Here is a 16,474-nt window from a genome sequence, read left to right as displayed (position 1 = left end):
GGACCCGAAGCGGGGGTCAGACGATCAGGCGGTACATCACCAGGTAATAGCGCAGGCCCTGCCACAGCGTCGACGCGCCCAGGGCGATGACGAACAGGGCGGCGCCCTTGAGCAGCCAGCCGCGCAGGCGCGGGCCGAGGCGGCCGAAAAGGACGGAAGCGGCGAGCATCGACGGCAAGGTGCCGGCACCGAAGGCGAGCATGAGCAGCGCACCGCCGCCGAGCGAGGGCACGGTGGTGGCCTTGACCGCCATCGCCATCGTCATCGAACAAGGCATCAGGCCGTTGATCGCACCGCCGATCAACGCGCCGCGCACCGGGCCTTTCTGCACCGCCAGCGTGAATTGGCGACGCAGCCAGGCGACCGGCGCGAAGCCGAGGCTGTTGCGCCACGGCGAGACGCCGAGCAGGTCGAGGCCGAGCAGGATCACGACGAGGCCGGCGACGATCTGCAGCACCCCCTGCCAGAGACCGATCCAGCCAGTGGACACGAGCACCTGGCCGAGCCCGGCGGCGATCACGCCGACCACGGCGTAGATGCCGATACGCGCGCCGTGGTAGGCAAGATAAGGCGCCGGGCCGCGCGCGCCGAGCTTCATGAAGAAGGCGGACACCAGGCCGCCGCACATACCCAGGCAGTGGCCGCTGCCGAGCAGGCCGGTCATGAAGGCGAGGAACAGCGGCAGCTGGCCGGCGGCGGGAGAAAAATCCATCACCGTTGCAAGCGCAGCGAGTTGCCGACCACCGACAGCGAACTCATCGCCATCGCCGCAGCGGCGATCATCGGCGTCAGCCGGCCGGCGGCGGCGAAGGGAATGGCGACGACGTTGTAGCCGAGTGCCCAGAACAGGTTCTGGCGGATGATCGCCATCGTCCGCCGCGACAGGTCGATGCCGGCAGCGACGCGGGCGATGTCGCCGCCAACCAGCGTCACCGCCGCCGCCTCGACGGCGATGCCGGCACCGCCACCGATGGCGAAGCCGACGTCGGCGGCGGTCAGCGCAGGGGCGTCGTTGATGCCGTCGCCGACCATGCCGACCTTGCCGCCAGCAGCCTGCAGTTCGCGCACCAGCGCCAGCTTGTCAGCCGGCGTCAGGCGGGCGAGCACGCGCTCGATGCCGACTTCGGCGGCGACGTGGCGGGCAACGGCGTCGAGATCGCCGGTCGCCATCACGGTTTGCAGGCCGAGCCGGTGCAGCAGCGCGATCGCTTCGCGGGCGCCCGGGCGGGCCTGGTCGGCAATCGCGAAGATCGCCGCCGGCACGCCGTCGAGCGCCACATACACCGGCGTCTTGCCTTGCGCCGCGAAGCGCTCGGCGGTTGCCTGCCAGGGCGCCGGATCGACGCCCTGCTCGCGCAGGAGGTCGGCGTTGCCGATCACCAGCCGCTGCCCGTCAACCTGCGCAACGACACCGCGCCCGGGTAGCGCGGCGAAGGATTCGGCAGTCAGCGCGCCGGCTTGACGCTGGCGGCACCAGTCGCCCAGCGCGCGCGCCAGGAAGTGTTCGGAGCCGCTTTCGGCGGCGCCGAGCAGCGCCGCCAGCCGCGCCTCGTCGTGGCCGGCGGCGAGCACGGCATCGCTGACCGTCGGCCGGCCCTCGGTGATCGTGCCGGTCTTGTCGAAGACCAGCGTCGTCAGTTGCGCCGCGGTTTCCAGCGCTTCGCCGTGGCGGATGTAGATGCCGCGCCGCGCCGCCTGGCCGGTGCCGACCATGATCGCCGTCGGCGTCGCCAGGCCGAGGGCGCAGGGACAGGCGATGAGCAGCACGGCGACGGCATGCGACAGCGCCGTCGCCGCCGGCGCGCCGGCCAGCGCCCAGCCGCCGAAGGTGAGCCCGGCGACGCCGGCCACCGCCGGCACGAAACGCGCCGAAATGCGGTCGGCCAGTTTCTGCACCGGCAGCTTGCTGCCCTGCGCCTGATCGACCAGGCGGACGATGCCGGACAACACGGTGTCGGCACCGACCGCCGTGACACGCAGCACGAAGCTGCCGGTGCCGTTGATGCAGCCGCCGACGACGTGATCGCCGGGCGCCTTGGCGACCGGCAGCGATTCGCCGCTGAGCATCGCTTCGTCGACGCTGCTCGCGCCATCGACGACGATGCCGTCGCTCGGCACGCGGGCGCCGGCGCGCACGCGCAGGCGGTCACCGAGGCGCACGTCGTCGATCGGAACTTCGCTCTCCGCGCCGTCGGCCGCGACGCGCAGCGCGGTTTCCGGCTGCAGTTCGATCAGCTGGCGGATCGCCTCGCCGGCCTTGCCCTTGGCGCGCTCTTCCAGATAACGCCCGAACAGCACGAAGGCGCAGATCGCCGCGGCCGATTCGAAATAGACGTGATGGCGACGCCCGAACAGGCCGGGCAAGCTGTAGCCCCAGGCGGCGCCGGCGCCGATGGCGATCAGCGTGTCCATGTTGGCCTCGCCCTGGCGGGCGAGCTGCCAGGCCTTGCGGAAGATCTCGCCGCCACTGCCGAAGAGCACCGCCGACGACAGCGCGAACTCGATCAGGCGCAACGCCGGCGAGCGGTGCATCAACATCCCGGACAGCACCACCGGCGCGCTGAGCAGCGCCGAGCGCAGGCTGCGCCGCCGCGCCTCGGCGATGCGCGCCTGCTCGCGGGCGATCACCTGGCGGCGCTGCGCCAGCGTGTCCATCGGCTGCGCCGCGTAACCGAGGCGGCGGATCACCTCGGTTACGCCGGCACGGTCGATCGCGCCGCGCACGTTGACACTGGCGGCGGCGAAATTGACGTTGGCCTCGCGCACCCTTGGATCGCGCCGCAGCTTCATCTCGATCAGCAGCGCGCAGGAAGCGCAGGTCATCCCCTCCACCGACAGCGAGCACTCGCTGAGCGGCGCATCGGCCGGCGGTGGCGCCACCGGCGCGGGCGGCGGCGCCGCCTGCAGGTGGCCGAGGATGGCGTCGAGCGTCGCCAGCAGGCGCGCCTCGGGCAAGGTATCGGGATCGAAACGAACGGTCAGCGAGCCGATGTCGACGACGACGCTGACCTCGCGCACCGCCGGTTGCTTGCGCAGCAGGATCTCCAGCAGGTAGCAGCGCTCCGCGTGCCGTACCAGCACCGGCGAGACGATGCGCAGGCGACGGCGCAGGCGGTGGGCAACGCGGAAATGCTTCATGTCTTGCGGTAGCGGACCAGCAGGAAGACCAGATAGAAGACGGTCAGCCAGGCGTTGCTGTAGGCCAGCGGATTCTGCAGCCAGCGCTTGGTGATCAGGTCCCAGTGCGTCTTGATCAGGTAGAAGGCGACGATGTCGTTGAAGAAATTGGTCATCGCCTTTTCCGTCAGCGCGCTTTCCAGCACCGGCTGCACGCGGGCGCGCAGCGAACCGGGCGGCGCCTCGCCGGGCGGGATCAGGATCGTCTTCAGGCGGTCGAGCGCCGGCTGCAGGCCGAGCGCCGGCGCGGCGGCGGCCGCCTCCTCCGGCAAGCGTTCGAGCAGGGAGAACAGGTGGCGGGCGACGCTCGCCGTCGATAGCTGCGCCGCATCGAAACCCAGCGTCAGCGACTGCCCGGCCGCATCGACATGGGCGCGGCGGACGCCGCTCAGCCCCGCCATACCGGCTTCTATGCCGGCGGCAACCGCCGCCGTGCAGAGTTCGCCGGGTAGCGCCAGGCACAGGTAGCCGCTGCCGCGTTCGCGGACGACGATGCGTTCCGCCAGTTGCCGCGCGTTTGCCATCGCCGCCTCCTCAGGTCCGGTCCGCGTCGCTGGCTGCGGCGGCGGGCGGCTGGACGCCGGAGAGTTTTTCCTCGGCCTCGGCCATCAGGTCGTTGAGGTTTTCCTTGCGCTGCAGCGCGAAATCCTTGCCCATGCCGCCCAGTTTGCCCAGCCCCTCGGTGATTTCCTTCTGGTACTTGAAGAGCAGGAAGCCGGCGGCGATGCCGCCAACCGCGCCGAGTGCCAGCAAGGCCAGCGGATTGGGCAGCAGCGCCCGACCGAGCAGGCTGCGCCCGGCCGCCACGCCGCCCGCTGCCATCAAGGCGCCACTGCCGGCCGGTTTGGCCAGCGCCTGACCGGCGTCGCATAGCATCTGCGGCACCTGCTTCATCATGTTTTCCTTGATCATTTTTCGTCCTTTCGCGGATTGTCTGGATTCTGGTCGGCGCCGTCCGGCGCCGCCTGGATGTCGTGCAGCATCTCGTAGATGCCGCGACAGCCTTCACAGCAGAAACGATACGCCTGATCGCCCACCTTGAGCGTGAAAGGCCGGGCGCCGATGTCCAGGCCGCACAAGGTGCAGCGCGTCTCGTCCTGGCTCATTGCAGGAGCGCCGTCGCTTCGCGCTCGAAGGTCGCGGCGTCGGCCTCGCCGACGATCTTGCCGCGCACCACGCCCTGACCGTCGATGAAGAAGGTGGTGGGCAGGCCGACCACGCCGTAACGCTTGGCAATCGCCGAATCGCCGTCGAGCAGCGCCGGGTAGCTGACGCCGATCTTGCCCATGAAGGCATCGACGGTCGCCTTGTCCTGGCCGGCATTCATCGCCAGCACGACCAGTCCGCGCGGCTGCAGGCGGCCGTAGACGGTTTCGATCGCCTTCATCTCGCCCTCGCAGTAGCGGCACCAGTCGGCCCAGAAGCGCAACACCACCGGATGTCCGGCGAGATCGGCGGGAAAATTGACTGGCGCGCCGTCGGCACGTTGCGTGGTGAAGGCCGGTGCCGCCAGGCCGACATTGACCTTGGCCGGTTCGCCACCGCCGCAGGCGGCGAGCAGCAGCAAGGCGAGGGAGAGGATGAGGGGACGCACGTTCGATCCGTTTCGCTGGGTAATTTCAGGACAATAGCCTTGCCCAGCCTGTGCAATCAAGCCCGCATCACCGCATCCGGCTCAGTGCGCGCCGCCCGCCATACCGGCAGCAGCACGGTCAGCGCGTAAGGCAGGACGGTAAGGAGGAACAAGGTCGCCAGTTGCCGCAGGTCGACCACCGGCGACAGGCGGAAGCTCGGGTAAAGCACCGACCAGCCGCGCAGGGCCGGCGCAAACAGGGCGGCATCGTAGCGAAAGACATGCAGCCAGGCGGCGACGAAGCCGATCAGGAAGGCTGCCAGGGCTATCAGCAGACCTTCCCAGAGCTTCATTCGGATGACGTCGCCGCCTTCCCAGCCGATCGCCTTGAGGATGCCGATTTCGCGCCTTTCCTCGGCGGGCAGGCCGGCCGCTTTTTCCCAGACGAGGATGGCGAAGGCCAGGATCACGCCGGCCAGCACGGCGAGGCCGATGCCGTCGCGCCAGCCGAACAGACGGGCATAGATGGCGAGGATCTCGGCGCGCGGGATCGGCCGCAATTCCGGCTGCGCCGCCCGGATCGCCGCCGCCAGCGCGGCGCCCGACTGTGCCGCGGCAGGGTGCACGAGAGCATCGGTATATTGGCCGGCCGGGTAGTCGAAGAAGCGGCGGAAATCGCCGGCCGCCAGCAGCACCAGGTCTGCGCTCAGCAGTTCACTGTCCTCGGGCAGCACCGCCGCCACCTTGAAGCTGAACAGCTTGCCTGCATAGCTGCGGAAGGAAATGGTGTTACCCGGCACCAGGCCACGCTCACGCGCCACCGCGTTGCCGATGGTCAGCGTTCCCTCGGCGACTTCGCTTTCCGGACGCGCCAGCAGGGTGTAATTCGCCTTGACCACGCTGTCGTAGTAATAGCCCCAGAGCCGCCCCTGCACCTCGGCCACCCCGGGCAAACCGGCGAGACGGTCGATGTCGGCCTGCGCCAGCAGGTCGTGGCGGCCGGCCACCTGGCGCTGGACGATCATTTCCGGCGCCCCGGCCAGCACCGCCAGCGCCTCGCTGCGCAAGGCATGGCCGAACAGCATCAGCGACGCCAGAACGAAGACCAGTGCCGAGAAGACTGCGATCAGGCCGAGGCTGCGCGCCTTGCGCCGGGACAGCGCGGCGATCGTGAAATCAATCAGGTGCAGTTGTTTTTCCAGCCAGGCTCGCATCGGGGTCACGTTTGACGGTAGGCGGCGACAGCATCGCCGTACTCGGAAAATGGTCGAGAGCCGCCGGGTGGTCCTGGAAGGCGGCGTGGCGGTCGGCCTGGCTGGGATGGCGGGTGTAACGCGCTTCGCAGAACAGGGCCAGGTCGGTCAGCCCGTACTGCGTCGTCATTCCCCGCAGACGCGCAAGGCGCTGATCGGCGCCGCTATCGTCAACGCCGATCAGCAACGTCGCGACAACGGCCAGCGCCGACAACAGAGCCAGAACGACAAGAGAAGGACGCAACAGGAAAGATCTCCGGTAGAGGACAGCGATCATACGACACAACCCGGAGCCCCGGGCAGCAGCCGCTTAGAAGCGGTTGGCCGCCCGCATCAGCGCGCCGCGCAAGGCGATGGTCACACTTGATCCCAGACCGACCCGCTGCGCCACCGCCGGCAGGATGATCAGCGAAGCCAGCGCAAAACCCGCGCCGAGCAACAAGGAGGTCATTTCCGGCTGTTTCTGGACTGGCGCGTTCTGCATGATCTTCATCCCCCGATAACGATGGCGCAGATGTTAGCGCCGGAGCAGCACGGGTAGACTGCGGCAAATTGTCGCAAGGCTGCGCAAGCACAAAACAAAACAGCGCATGGCACTTGATGTGCGATGCGCTGTTTTGACGGGTGTTCCTGGTGGACCGAATGAGGATCGAACTCACGACCTCCGCATTGCGAACGCGGCGCTCTCCCAGCTGAGCTATCGGCCCGTAAGGCGCGCATTATAGCCTAGGCAGGTGCGGTTTCTGCAAGCGGCTTGGCGATGCAGGGAAAAGCCCGCTCAATTCTGCCCGGCGCCGGCCGCGGCGCGGCGCAGGCGGTCGGCGACGGCGGTCCATTCGGCGCCGGCCGGCAGAGCTTCGACGACGATCAGGTCGACGCCGGCGTGGTCCATGTCGCGAAGCGCGGCGTAGAGGTCGTGGGCGTAGCCGACCGGGTCGGCCGGCAGCATCCGCCAGGCGTGCGGCATGCCGGCCTGCGGCGGCTGGTTGGGACTGATCACACCGCAGGTGCCGCCGCGATGGCGCTGGGCGTTGAGGAAGTCGAGCAGGCGCTCGCCAGTGACCACGCGCAGCGGCGTGATCGGCGCGTAATGCGCTTCCAGCGAGCCGGAAACGCGCGGCGCGCCGTGGCTGGTTTCGATCGCCGGTGCCTTGCCGAGCACCGCTTCGAGATGCAGCGGCGAGATGTGGCCGGGGCGCAGCACCACCGGTTCGCCGCGGGAGCAGTCGATGATCGTCGATTCGATGCCGACGGCGCAGGGGCCACCGTCGAGGATCAGCGGCACGGCCTCGCCCAACTCCTCGGCGACGTGGGCAGCGGTGGTCGGGCTGATGCGGCCGAAGCGGTTGGCCGACGGCGCGGCGATGCCGGCGTGGCTTCCCTTGGCGGTGGCAAAACGGCGCAACAGTTCGAGCGCCACCGGATGACCGGGGACGCGCAGGCCGACGGTGTCCTGGCCACCGGTGACGGCGTCGGGCACCCAGGCCTGCTTCTTCAGGATCAGCGTCAGCGGGCCGGGCCAGAAAGTTTCCATCAGTTCCCAGGCGACGTCCGGCACCTGCTCGGCCCAGGCCTCGACGGCGTCGTGGCCGGCCAGGTGGACGATCAGCGGATGGTCGGCCGGGCGGCCCTTGGCAGCGAAAATTTTCGCCACTGCCGCCGGGTTGGCGGCGTCGGCGCCGAGGCCGTAGACGGTCTCGGTCGGCAGCGCGACCAGTTCGCCGGCCAGCAGCAGGTCGACAGCGCGCTGGTAATCCGCGTCGGACGGCGTCATCAGTCCTTGATGCCGATGGCGGCGCGGGCGGCCAGCGCGGCTTTTTGCACGGCTTCGGCGTTGTCGCCGATGACCGTGAAGTGGCCCATCTTGCGGCCCGGGCGCGCGTGGTGCTTGCCGTAGAGGTGCAGCTTCAGATTAGGAATGGCGTAGAGCACCGACCAGTCGGGTTCGCGGTAGGTATCGCCGTCGTACCACAGGTCGCCGAGCAGGTTGACCATCACCGACGCCGAATGCGCGCGCGGCTCGCCCAGCGGCAGGCCGCACAGCGCGCGCACCTGTTGCTCGAACTGGTTGGTGACGCAGGCGTCGATGGTGTAGTGGCCGCTGTTGTGCGGGCGCGGCGCCATTTCGTTGACCAGCAGCTGGCCGCGGCTGACGAAGAACTCGACGCCCATGGTGCCGATGTAGCCGAGCTTTTCGGCGATGCGCGCGGCGACGTCTTCGGCGTCGCTCTTCATGCAGCCGGAAGTGCGCGCCGGCACGATGGAGACATCGAGGATGCCGCGCGTATGCTGGTTTTCGCCGGTCGGGAAGCAGGCGACCTTGCCCTGCTCGTCGCGCGCCAGCACGACCGAGACTTCGTAGTCGAGCGGCAGGCGCTGTTCGAGCACGCATTGTTCGCCCTTGAACTGGCCGAAGGCGAGCAGCGCCTCCGCGACGTTGTTGACCGTCGCCTGGCCCTTGCCGTCGTAACCGAAGCGGGCGACCTTGAGGATGGCCGGGAACAGGCTGGCCGGCGCGGCTTTCAGGTCGGCTTCGCTGTTGACCTCGACGAACGGACCGTGCGGGAAACCGTTGTCGCGCAGGAAGGACTTCTCGCTGACGCGGTGCTGGCAGATCGCCACCGCCGCCGCGTGCGGGCGCACCGGCACGAACTTGGCGAGGTAGTCGAGGGTCGCTGCCGGCACGTTCTCGAATTCGGTGGTGATGGCGGCGCAACCGGCAGCGAATTCGTCGAGCGCGGCGTAGTCGTCGTAGGCAACGCAGAAGTGGCGTTCGGCGATCTGGGCGGCGGGGGAATTCTTGTCCGGGTCGAGCACCCAGACCCGGTAGCCCAGTTCGTGGGCGGCGGCAACGAAGAAGCGGCCGAGCTGGCCACCACCAAGCATGCCCAGCGTGGCGGGCGGCAGGATCATTGTTTCTTCTCCTGAGAATCAGTCACGAAGCCGATCTGGCGCGACGATGATAGTGGTGGGGTCGCCATCTGCCGGATGGTTGCCACCAAGGTGGATAGGGTGTTGTCGTGACGCGCGACACGCGCTTCAAGCTCGTCCAGACGCTCGGCCAAGTCCTTGTGCTCGACCAGCATCTGGCGCAGGCGAACGAAGGCGCGGACAACGAAGACGCTCATTTCGACGGCACGCGAACTGTTCAGAATACTGGCCGCCATGATGGCGCCGTGTTCGGTGAATACGCGCGGCAGGTGAGGGGAATATTTGAGCTTGCCGAGGTGGTCGCAATTTGCGACCACCTCGGCCTTTTCCTCGGGTGTCACTTGAAACATGAAATCGATCGGGAAACGCTCGAGATTCCGCTTCACTTGTTCATTGAAGCGCTTCGTCGTCACCCCGTAGAGCTCTGCCAGATCGCTGTCGATCATGACGCGCTCGCCGCGCAACACGAGGATGCGTTGCGGCAGTTCGTCGGCGCTGAAACGAAGCTGGTCCTCGCCCATTGCGGCTCAGACTTCGGGCAGCTTCATGGCCAGGACCTTCTCGGTCTGGGCGGCACGGAAGGCTTGCAGCTTGGCATTCAGCGCCGCGTCGCCGTTGGCCAGCATGGCGACGGCGAACAGCGCGGCATTGGCGGCGCCGGCTTCGCCGATGGCGAAGGTGGCGACCGGTACGCCCTTGGGCATCTGCACGATGGAATGCAGCGAATCAACACCGGACAGCGCGCGCGACTGCACCGGCACACCGAGCACCGGCACCGTCGTCTTGGCAGCGAGCATGCCGGGCAGGTGGGCAGCACCGCCGGCGCCGGCGATGATCGTCTGCAGACCACGCGGAGCGGCGGTTTCGGCGTATTCAAAGAGCAGGTCGGGCGTGCGGTGGGCGGAAACGACGCGCGCTTCGAAAGCGACGCCGAAGTCCTTGAGGATGACGGCGGCAGCCTGCATGGTCGGCCAGTCGGAGTCGGACCCCATGACGATGCCGACGGAAATCTTCTTTTCAGTCATTAGCGAATCCCCGCTTTGCGTTCGGCGGCCTCGATGGTGTTGGCCAGCAGCATGGTGATGGTCATCGGCCCGACGCCGCCCGGCACCGGGGTGATCTGGCCGGCGACGGCGAGGCAGTCGTCAAAGTCGACGTCGCCGCACAGCTTGCCGTCCGGCAGGCGGTTGATGCCGACGTCGATGACGACGGCGCCCGGCTTGATCATGTCGCCCTTGACGAACTTCGGCTTGCCGACGGCGGCGACGACGATGTCGGCGCGGCTGGTATGGAATTTCAGGTCGCGCGTCTTCGAATGGCAGACGGTGACGGTGGCGCCGGCATTGATCAGCAGCATCGCCATCGGTTTGCCGACGATGTTGGAGCGGCCGATGACGACGGCTTCCTGGCCGCTCAGATCGACATTGCCCTTCTCGAACATCTTCATCACGCCATACGGGGTGCAGGGAATGAAGCGCGGCGCACCTTGCGACAGCGCACCGACGTTCTCGGCGTGGAAGCCATCGACGTCCTTCTCGGCAGAAATCGCTTCAAGCACCTTTTCTTCGTCGAAGTGCTTCGGCAGCGGTAGTTGCACGAGGATGCCGTGAATGGACGGATCGGCGTTCAGCTCGGCGATCTTGGCGAGGACGACCTGCTGATCGACGTCCTTCTCGTAGACGATCTTCTCGGAATGCATGCCGATGGCCAGGCAGCCATTGACCTTGTTCTTCACGTACACCTGAGAGGCCGGGTCTTCGCCAACCAGAATGACCACCAGGCCGGGCTTGTGCCCCTTGGCCGTCAGGGTTTCCACACGGGCCTTGAAGCTCTGGCGCAGTTCCTCGGCCAGCGCCTTGCCATCGATTATTTGTGCCGTCATCGTCGCATCCGGAAAACAAAAGGGGAAAGGCAGGTTGCCTTTCCCTCGAAGTTTCAGGATTTTACCAGAAGCCGGCGCGCGCTTCAGACGTCTTCTCGGCCAGTGCGATACGCGCGGCAGCCATCCCGCAGGCATCGCGCGTGCTATCCTTGCCCCTCCCTTGCCGCATCCATTCGACATGACCGCGCATCTCCGGCAGCGCCACGGCAACCCGGGCGAACCGACCGCATTCTGGGAACGCATCCCGCGCTTCTTCCTCTTCCCCTTCCATCCCGCGATCTTCGGGCGCATCGCCGCGGCCGCCGCCATCCCCACGCTCGCCTTCCTGGCCCCGGGCGTCATCAGCGCCCTGCTGCTGTTCCTGCTCACTTCACTGAGCGCCTGGTTCCTGGTCCTGCGTCAGGGCAGCCGGGTCCTGATCGAAACCAGCCTGGGCCATCTCAGCCCTGACAGTTACAGCGCAGAGACCGGTAGCGGCTTGAACTGGCTGCCGTTCGCCATGCTGGCGCTGTTTTTCTGCAGCGCCGTCGCGGTTGGCGTCACTCAGGGGCTGTTCGGCAATCTACCGGCAGTAAGCGCCAACCTGGTGATTTCTTTGCTGCTGCCAGCAGCGCTGATGGTGCTGATCCACTCGCGCAGCCTGCTCGCCGGACTCAACCCCTGGCGCGCCGCGACGCTGATCAGCGCCATCGGCAAGCCCTACCTGCTGCTTTGCGTCTTCCTTTTCTGCCTGTCCAGCGCACAGATGTTCCTGACCTGGCAGCTCTATGCCCTGGGCCTCAAACCGGTGATCGCCAGCTGGGTCAGCGGCCACCTCGCCCTCGAGCCCGGCCAGCGACCGTTCGACCTGCTTGGCCAGATCTTCGAGCAACAGCGCCTGCGCCTCGCCAGCGCCGTGTTCTGCGCCAATCTGGCGGCGATGTTCTTCACCATGATCGCCTTCAGCATGCTGGGTTACGTGCTTTACCAGTACCGGCGCCCACTCGGCTTGCCGGACCACACCCCGGCCTGGAACGACGACCCGGCCAACGCCCTGCCCGCCACCCGGATCGCCGCGCTGATCGCCGCCGGCCAGTTGCCGGCCGCGCTCGATATCGCCTACGAGGAGCAGCGGGTGCATCACGACGACGTCGTCGCCCAGGAGCGCTATCACAAGCTGCTGCACCTGGCCCGCCGCACCGACCGCTTGCTACCGCATGCCAGCCGGCTGATTGCCCTGCTGCTGCAGCGACAGATGGCCGAACGGGCGCTGGCGGCACTACGTCGCTGCCGGGAACTGGAGCCCGCTTTCCGCCCGCCGGAAGCCAGCCTGGAACTCGCCCTCGCCGAAGCCGCGCACCGGCAACACGAAAGCCGGCTGGCACTGGAGCTGATGCGGGCATTTGACAAGCGCCACCCCGGACATCCGCTGATTCCCGACGTCTATTTCCTCAGCGCCCGCATCCTGTGCGAAGAGTTCCGCCAGGACGCAACGGCGGAAAAAATCTTCGCCAGCATCATCAGCCGCTATCCGCAACACCCCTGCGCCAGCCGGGCCGAGGAATACCGCCAGACGCTGAGCCGCTTGCGCAGCGTCGCCCCGGCCGGCTGACTCAGGCCAGCCGGCTGACCGCTTGCGCCAGTTGCTGGCAGCGGGGATGTTCCGGTGCCAGCAGCTGCAACAGCCGGAAGGCCCGCAGCAGCTCGACACTCCGCCCCTGCGCCAGGAACAGCCCGGCGAGATCGAAGAGCAGGCTGGCGGAAAACTGCGGCCGCGGCTGCGCCAGTTGCAGGTAATCCATGAACACGGCCGGCAACATCGCCTGCGCTGGCGGATGCTGCAGGGCCAGGCGGCAGAATGCCCGGCTTGCCTTGTGAAACTCCTCGTGCTCGGGCATCAGCCTGAGCACGTTCAGACATTCCTGCCAGGCCGCCAGATCGCGACCGGCATGCGCCGCCGCCTGCCCGTAGCGCTGGCGCGCCAGGTCGAAATCGGCATCCTGCAGGGCCACGCGGGCGCGTCCCAGGTAGTCCGTCAGGTCAGGGGCCGACGCCGGGTGCGCCGCCACGACCGGTGCCGCCGGCGCCAGCCTGGACTGGGCCCGGGCCAGCAGCGGCAAGGCGAGCAAGCCACCTGTCAGCAGGCCGCCGATATGCGCCTGATAGGCCACCCCCTCGCCGCCCTGCCAGTACAGCTGCAAGGCCTCGCTGAGCAGCCAGATGGGCAGCGCCAGCAGCGCCGGCGCGCGGACGATGTCGAAATAGACGATGACGAAATAGAAAAAGGGAATGCGCCGCCAGCGCAGCAGGACCGAAAACGCCCCCATCACCGCGGCAATGGCGCCGGAAGCACCGATCAGCGCCGAGCCGGTGCCGGCCAGCATCCACAGCCCGGCACCGGCCAGCCCCCCGGCCAGATAGATGCCCAGGAAAGCCAGGCTGCCGACCAGACCTTCGACGGCCGGACCGACCAGAACCAGCACCAGCAGATTGCCGAGCAGATGGCTGAGATCGGCATGCAGGAAGAGACTGGACAGGGCTGACTGGAGCGTCGGCGCATCGCCGCGGAAAGCGTGTCGTTCGCCGACCACGCCGGCCATCAGGCCATCGAAACTCTGCCGAGCCTGGCGCCAGCTGCCGTAAAGCTCGTCTTCGGGCGAAATCAGCCGCCCCTGGCGCAGACCGTTCATGAAGTCGCGGTCATCGTCCATGTGCCGCAACAGGGTCGCGAAATCGCCGCGCTGGCTGACGATGCGGTCGATCCTGGCAACCTCCGCACTGTCGCCGCGGCCGCTCAGATAGTCGCGGTAAAGCCGCGGCTCGACCTCGGCCAGCACGCTGCCGGCGTAATAATCGACGGCCCGGCGAAACCGGGCGTCATCGCCCTGCTGCCAGCCGAAGAAGACCAGCAGGTTGATGACGACCAGCAGCACCACGCCAACCGGCAGGAAGGGCGGAACGAGGCGCGAAAGATAGGGCATCAACAGCATGCCGCCGATTCTTGCAGAAAGGCGTCAGGCTGTCGATGTCGCCGGCATTGCCGGCGCCGCCGTTTCAGGCGGCCTGCGCGGCGCCGACCGCTGCCCGGCCGGCGGCAAAAGCCCGCCGGTTCAGTTCAACGAGCTTTTCGCCCTTGCGCTGGAAACGCTTGAGCACGCAGTCGAGCAGAACCTCCGCCGGGAACGGCAGGTGATCGGCGATGGCGCCGAGCATCACGGTGTTGCCGAGACGGATGTCGCCCAGCTCGAGGGCGATGCTGGTCGCGTCGAAGGCGACCACCGGCCCGGCACCGTCGCGCATCGCGGCAATCGGATCGTCCGGGTAATCGAACAGGCCAAGCTCGACGACCGGTGGCACGAGGCGCGCCGTATTCATCAGCGAGATGCCGCTCGGGCGCAGCATGTGGCGCCAGCGCATGCCCTCGGCCGCCTCGAAGCCGAGCAGCACGTCGGCGGTGCCCGGCGTGATCTGTGGCGACAGCACGCGGGAACCGAAGCGCAGGTGCGAGGAAACCACGCCACCGCGTTGCGCCATGCCGGCAACCTCGGTCTTCTTGGCATCGTTGCCGAGGGCGATCGCCGCCTCGGCGAGGATTTCGGTGGCGGTCATGACGCCCTGGCCGCCGATGCCGACGACGAGAATGTTGGTGATATCAGACATGAGAAAAAAACCTTCTTGAACCGCCAAGGCGCGAAGGCGCAAAGCCCACGCCAAGAAAACGCCTTTCTTGGCGATTTCTTGGCGCCTTCGCGCCTTGGCGGTGGACGTTGACTTTCACTTGACGAGGGTAATCGGCGCGCTCGGCACGTAGGGCTCGATCGCCTTCGGCGCACAGGGCTGCAGGCAGAGGCCACAGCCGGTGCACACCGACGATTCGATACGGACGAAAGCCAGATCGACCTCGCGGCCGCTGGCCTTGACCTCCTTGCCGCGCCGCGTGACGTGAATGGCCGGGCAGCCGACGTCGATGCAGTTGCCGCAGCCGGTGCACTTGTCCTCGTCGACCGCGTAGGGCTTGAGCTTGTGGTAATCCTTGATCAGCACGCAGGGCTGGTCGGTGATGATGACCGAGACCTCGGGCACCTTGACCTCCTCGCGGATGGTCTTGAACAGCACCGGCAGCTCGTAGGGATTGACCACGTGGATGCGCTCATCCTTGACACCGAGCGCCGACACCAGCTTGGCGAAGTCGACACGCGGCGCGTCGTCGCCATGCACGTCGCGGCCGTTGCCCGGGTTGTCCTGGCCGCCGGTCATGCCGACGGCGCGGTTGTCGAGCAGCAGGACGGTGACGTTGCCCTTGTTGTACACCATGTCGAGCAGGCCCTGCATGCCCATGTGCAGGAAGGTCGAATCGCCGATCACGGCAACCACGCGCTTGTCCTTGTCGGATTCGCCGCGCCCCTTGTCCATGCCGTGGGCGATGCCCATCGAGGCGCCCATCGAGACGCAGGTATCCATCGCCTGCCAGGGGTGGCCGGCACCCAGCGTGTAGCAGCCGATATCGCCGGAGATGTTCAGATTGCGCACCTGCGACAGCGTGTAATAGACCCCGAGATGCGGGCAGGCGACGCACATCGTCGGTGGCCGCGGGAAAACCTGCAGCGCAGTGGCGGCCTGGCTTTCCGGCAACGGCTCGCCGAGCAGGCGGGCGATCGCCGGTTTGAGCACGGCCGGCGACAGCTCGCCCTGCACCGGCAGGATGGCCTTGCCGATGACGGCGATGCCTTGCGCCTTCAGTTCGGTTTCAACCAGCGGCTCGACTTCCTCGACGACAACGACCTGATCGACCAATGCCGCCAGCTCGCGGCACTTCTCGAACGGCACCGGGCAGGAAAAGCCGAGCTTCAATACCGGCGCCTCCGGGAAGGCTTCGCGCACATGCATGTAGGCCGGGCCGGAAGCGATGAAGCCGACGCGGCGGTCGCTGCCAGTCTCGATGAAGTTGAGCGGCGAGGTTTCGGCCAGCGCGCGCAGGTCGCGCTCGCGCTGGAACATCAGCGGGATGCGCTTGCCGGCGTTGCCCGGCACCATCACGAAGCGCGCCTGGTCCTTGCGGAAGCCGGCACCGACGTGGGCCTGCCGTTCGCCGACGGTGACCAGCGCCTTGACGTGGTTGATGCGCGTCGTCATGCGCAGGATCACCGGCACCTGGAAGCGCTCGGAGAGTTCGAAGGCGGCCAGCGTCATCGCATAGGCCTCCTGCGAATCGGCCGGCTCGAACACCGGCACATGGGCAAAGCGACCCCAGTAGCGGGAATCCTGCTCGTTCTGCGACGACGACAGGCCGACGTCGTCGGCGACGGCGATCACCAGGCCGCCGCTGACGCCGGTCAGGGTCAGCGTCATCAGCGCGTCGGAAGCGACGTTCATGCCGACATGCTTCATGCAGCAGAAAGCGCGCGAACCGGCGTAGGCGGCGCCGATCGCCACTTCCAGCGAAACCTTCTCATTGACCGACCACTCGGCGTAGAGGTCCGGATAGGTGGCGATGACTTCGAGCATCTCGGTCGCCGGCGTGCCGGGATAGGCGGCGGCCACCTTGACACCGGCCTCCCAGACGGCGCGGGCGACGGCCTCGTTGCCGGACAGGAAGAGACGGCTGGCGGCCGGGGCGGGCATGACTGCTGCCATGAAAACTCCTGACTGAAACAAAAGCTGTTGATTATAAAGCGCTTG

The 16,474-nt window shown here is 67.5% G+C and carries 18 protein-coding genes and 1 tRNA gene; 1 reads left to right on the top strand and 18 read right to left on the bottom strand.

Translation table 11 applies throughout. From position 1 onward, the window contains the following. Window positions 1-16: 16 nt before the first annotated feature. The 15 genes from ACE3OV_RS10345 to folD form a co-directional block, all read right to left on the bottom strand. Window positions 17-712, bottom strand: a complete 696-nt coding sequence (locus ACE3OV_RS10345; RefSeq protein WP_374326979.1) for a sulfite exporter TauE/SafE family protein — start codon at window positions 710-712, stop codon at window positions 17-19. Then, the gene (locus ACE3OV_RS10340) at window positions 712-3,138 is read right to left on the bottom strand and encodes a heavy metal translocating P-type ATPase (RefSeq protein ID WP_374326978.1); all 2,427 of its coding nucleotides are present in this window, start codon (window positions 3,136-3,138) and stop codon (window positions 712-714) included. Before ACE3OV_RS10340 ends, ACE3OV_RS10345 begins: the two co-directional genes overlap by 1 nt. Then, window positions 3,135-3,701: a hypothetical protein gene (locus ACE3OV_RS10335; RefSeq protein WP_374326977.1), complete on the bottom strand. Its 567-nt coding sequence runs from the start codon at window positions 3,699-3,701 to the stop codon at window positions 3,135-3,137. The genes ACE3OV_RS10340 and ACE3OV_RS10335 overlap by 4 nt, the downstream gene beginning before the upstream one ends. Before the next feature lie 10 nt (window positions 3,702-3,711). Beyond that, a complete protein-coding gene (locus ACE3OV_RS10330; RefSeq protein WP_374326976.1) occupies window positions 3,712-4,089 on the bottom strand; it encodes a hypothetical protein in 378 nt (125 codons plus the stop codon). Beyond that, entirely contained in the window at window positions 4,086-4,283 is a 198-nt protein-coding gene (locus ACE3OV_RS10325; RefSeq protein ID WP_374326975.1) for a heavy metal translocating P-type ATPase metal-binding domain-containing protein, read from the bottom strand. Before ACE3OV_RS10325 ends, ACE3OV_RS10330 begins: the two co-directional genes overlap by 4 nt. Then, window positions 4,280-4,771 carry a TlpA family protein disulfide reductase gene (locus ACE3OV_RS10320; protein WP_374326974.1) on the bottom strand — a complete coding sequence of 164 codons (492 nt, stop codon included), beginning with the start codon at window positions 4,769-4,771 and terminating at the stop codon, window positions 4,280-4,282. Before ACE3OV_RS10320 ends, ACE3OV_RS10325 begins: the two co-directional genes overlap by 4 nt. Window positions 4,772-4,827: 56 nt before the next feature. Then, window positions 4,828-5,964, bottom strand: a complete 1,137-nt coding sequence (locus tag ACE3OV_RS10315) for an ABC transporter permease (protein ID WP_374326973.1) — start codon at window positions 5,962-5,964, stop codon at window positions 4,828-4,830. Further along, on the bottom strand, window positions 5,927-6,280 hold the full coding sequence (locus tag ACE3OV_RS10310) for a hypothetical protein (RefSeq protein ID WP_374326972.1): 354 nt from the start codon (window positions 6,278-6,280) through the stop codon (window positions 5,927-5,929). The genes ACE3OV_RS10315 and ACE3OV_RS10310 overlap by 38 nt, the downstream gene beginning before the upstream one ends. A gap of 33 nt (window positions 6,281-6,313) precedes the next feature. Continuing rightward, entirely contained in the window at window positions 6,314-6,487 is a 174-nt protein-coding gene (locus tag ACE3OV_RS10305) for a hypothetical protein (protein WP_374326971.1), read from the bottom strand. Between the two features lie 147 nt (window positions 6,488-6,634). After that, window positions 6,635-6,710 (bottom strand) — tRNA-Ala (locus ACE3OV_RS10300). A 71-nt stretch (window positions 6,711-6,781) separates the two neighbouring features. Next, window positions 6,782-7,777 (bottom strand): L-threonylcarbamoyladenylate synthase, encoded by a 996-nt coding sequence (locus ACE3OV_RS10295; protein WP_374326970.1) that lies wholly within the window; start codon window positions 7,775-7,777, stop codon window positions 6,782-6,784. Then, window positions 7,777-8,916 (bottom strand): 5-(carboxyamino)imidazole ribonucleotide synthase, encoded by a 1,140-nt coding sequence (locus tag ACE3OV_RS10290; RefSeq protein WP_374326969.1) that lies wholly within the window; start codon window positions 8,914-8,916, stop codon window positions 7,777-7,779. The genes ACE3OV_RS10295 and ACE3OV_RS10290 overlap by 1 nt, the downstream gene beginning before the upstream one ends. Then, on the bottom strand, window positions 8,913-9,455 hold the full coding sequence (locus ACE3OV_RS10285) for an ORF6N domain-containing protein (RefSeq protein ID WP_374326967.1): 543 nt from the start codon (window positions 9,453-9,455) through the stop codon (window positions 8,913-8,915). The genes ACE3OV_RS10290 and ACE3OV_RS10285 overlap by 4 nt, the downstream gene beginning before the upstream one ends. A 6-nt stretch (window positions 9,456-9,461) precedes the next feature. Beyond that, the gene (purE, locus tag ACE3OV_RS10280; protein WP_374326966.1) at window positions 9,462-9,959 is read right to left on the bottom strand and encodes a 5-(carboxyamino)imidazole ribonucleotide mutase; all 498 of its coding nucleotides are present in this window, start codon (window positions 9,957-9,959) and stop codon (window positions 9,462-9,464) included. Beyond that, window positions 9,959-10,816: a bifunctional methylenetetrahydrofolate dehydrogenase/methenyltetrahydrofolate cyclohydrolase FolD gene (gene folD / locus ACE3OV_RS10275; protein WP_374326965.1), complete on the bottom strand. Its 858-nt coding sequence runs from the start codon at window positions 10,814-10,816 to the stop codon at window positions 9,959-9,961. Before folD ends, purE begins: the two co-directional genes overlap by 1 nt. A 178-nt stretch (window positions 10,817-10,994) precedes the next feature. On the opposite strand from folD, the gene ACE3OV_RS10270 reads away from it, so the two are divergent. After that, window positions 10,995-12,407, top strand: coding sequence for a tol-pal system YbgF family protein (locus ACE3OV_RS10270; protein ID WP_374326964.1), 1,413 nt, complete (start codon window positions 10,995-10,997; stop codon window positions 12,405-12,407). 1 nt (window position 12,408) lies between these two features. Here ACE3OV_RS10270 and ACE3OV_RS10265 read toward each other — a convergent pair whose 3' ends face one another. The 3 genes from ACE3OV_RS10265 to ACE3OV_RS10255 form a co-directional block, all read right to left on the bottom strand. Continuing rightward, a complete protein-coding gene (locus ACE3OV_RS10265; RefSeq protein WP_374326962.1) occupies window positions 12,409-13,785 on the bottom strand; it encodes a rhomboid family intramembrane serine protease in 1,377 nt (458 codons plus the stop codon). Window positions 13,786-13,849: 64 nt separating this feature from the next. Next, the gene (locus tag ACE3OV_RS10260; RefSeq protein WP_374326961.1) at window positions 13,850-14,455 is read right to left on the bottom strand and encodes an indolepyruvate oxidoreductase subunit beta; all 606 of its coding nucleotides are present in this window, start codon (window positions 14,453-14,455) and stop codon (window positions 13,850-13,852) included. A 114-nt stretch (window positions 14,456-14,569) separates the two neighbouring features. Beyond that, window positions 14,570-16,429: a thiamine pyrophosphate-dependent enzyme gene (locus ACE3OV_RS10255; protein WP_374326960.1), complete on the bottom strand. Its 1,860-nt coding sequence runs from the start codon at window positions 16,427-16,429 to the stop codon at window positions 14,570-14,572. Between the last annotated feature and the right edge of the window lie 45 nt (window positions 16,430-16,474).

The organism is Azonexus sp. (assembly GCF_041909095.1).
Lineage (GTDB): Bacteria > Pseudomonadota > Gammaproteobacteria > Burkholderiales > Rhodocyclaceae > Azonexus.
The sequence above is the reverse complement of the archived record's forward strand: the minus strand, read 5'-3'. Positions and strand labels throughout refer to the sequence as shown.

Coding starts and splice junctions, on each gene's coding strand:
- ACE3OV_RS10345 (WP_374326979.1), bottom strand. CDS start 712: ATGGATTTTTCTCCCGCCGCCGGCCAGCTGCCGCTGTTCCTCGCCTTC.
- ACE3OV_RS10340 (WP_374326978.1), bottom strand. CDS start 3,138: ATGAAGCATTTCCGCGTTGCCCACCGCCTGCGCCGTCGCCTGCGCATC.
- ACE3OV_RS10335 (WP_374326977.1), bottom strand. CDS start 3,701: ATGGCAAACGCGCGGCAACTGGCGGAACGCATCGTCGTCCGCGAACGC.
- ACE3OV_RS10330 (WP_374326976.1), bottom strand. CDS start 4,089: ATGATCAAGGAAAACATGATGAAGCAGGTGCCGCAGATGCTATGCGAC.
- ACE3OV_RS10325 (WP_374326975.1), bottom strand. CDS start 4,283: ATGAGCCAGGACGAGACGCGCTGCACCTTGTGCGGCCTGGACATCGGC.
- ACE3OV_RS10315 (WP_374326973.1), bottom strand. CDS start 5,964: ATGCGAGCCTGGCTGGAAAAACAACTGCACCTGATTGATTTCACGATC.
- ACE3OV_RS10310 (WP_374326972.1), bottom strand. CDS start 6,280: ATGATCGCTGTCCTCTACCGGAGATCTTTCCTGTTGCGTCCTTCTCTT.
- ACE3OV_RS10305 (WP_374326971.1), bottom strand. CDS start 6,487: ATGCAGAACGCGCCAGTCCAGAAACAGCCGGAAATGACCTCCTTGTTG.
- ACE3OV_RS10295 (WP_374326970.1), bottom strand. CDS start 7,777: ATGACGCCGTCCGACGCGGATTACCAGCGCGCTGTCGACCTGCTGCTG.
- ACE3OV_RS10290 (WP_374326969.1), bottom strand. CDS start 8,916: ATGATCCTGCCGCCCGCCACGCTGGGCATGCTTGGTGGTGGCCAGCTC.
- ACE3OV_RS10285 (WP_374326967.1), bottom strand. CDS start 9,455: ATGGGCGAGGACCAGCTTCGTTTCAGCGCCGACGAACTGCCGCAACGC.
- purE (WP_374326966.1), bottom strand. CDS start 9,959: ATGACTGAAAAGAAGATTTCCGTCGGCATCGTCATGGGGTCCGACTCC.
- folD (WP_374326965.1), bottom strand. CDS start 10,816: ATGACGGCACAAATAATCGATGGCAAGGCGCTGGCCGAGGAACTGCGC.
- ACE3OV_RS10270 (WP_374326964.1), top strand. CDS start 10,995: ATGACCGCGCATCTCCGGCAGCGCCACGGCAACCCGGGCGAACCGACC.
- ACE3OV_RS10265 (WP_374326962.1), bottom strand. CDS start 13,785: ATGCTGTTGATGCCCTATCTTTCGCGCCTCGTTCCGCCCTTCCTGCCG.
- ACE3OV_RS10260 (WP_374326961.1), bottom strand. CDS start 14,455: ATGTCTGATATCACCAACATTCTCGTCGTCGGCATCGGCGGCCAGGGC.
- ACE3OV_RS10255 (WP_374326960.1), bottom strand. CDS start 16,429: ATGGCAGCAGTCATGCCCGCCCCGGCCGCCAGCCGTCTCTTCCTGTCC.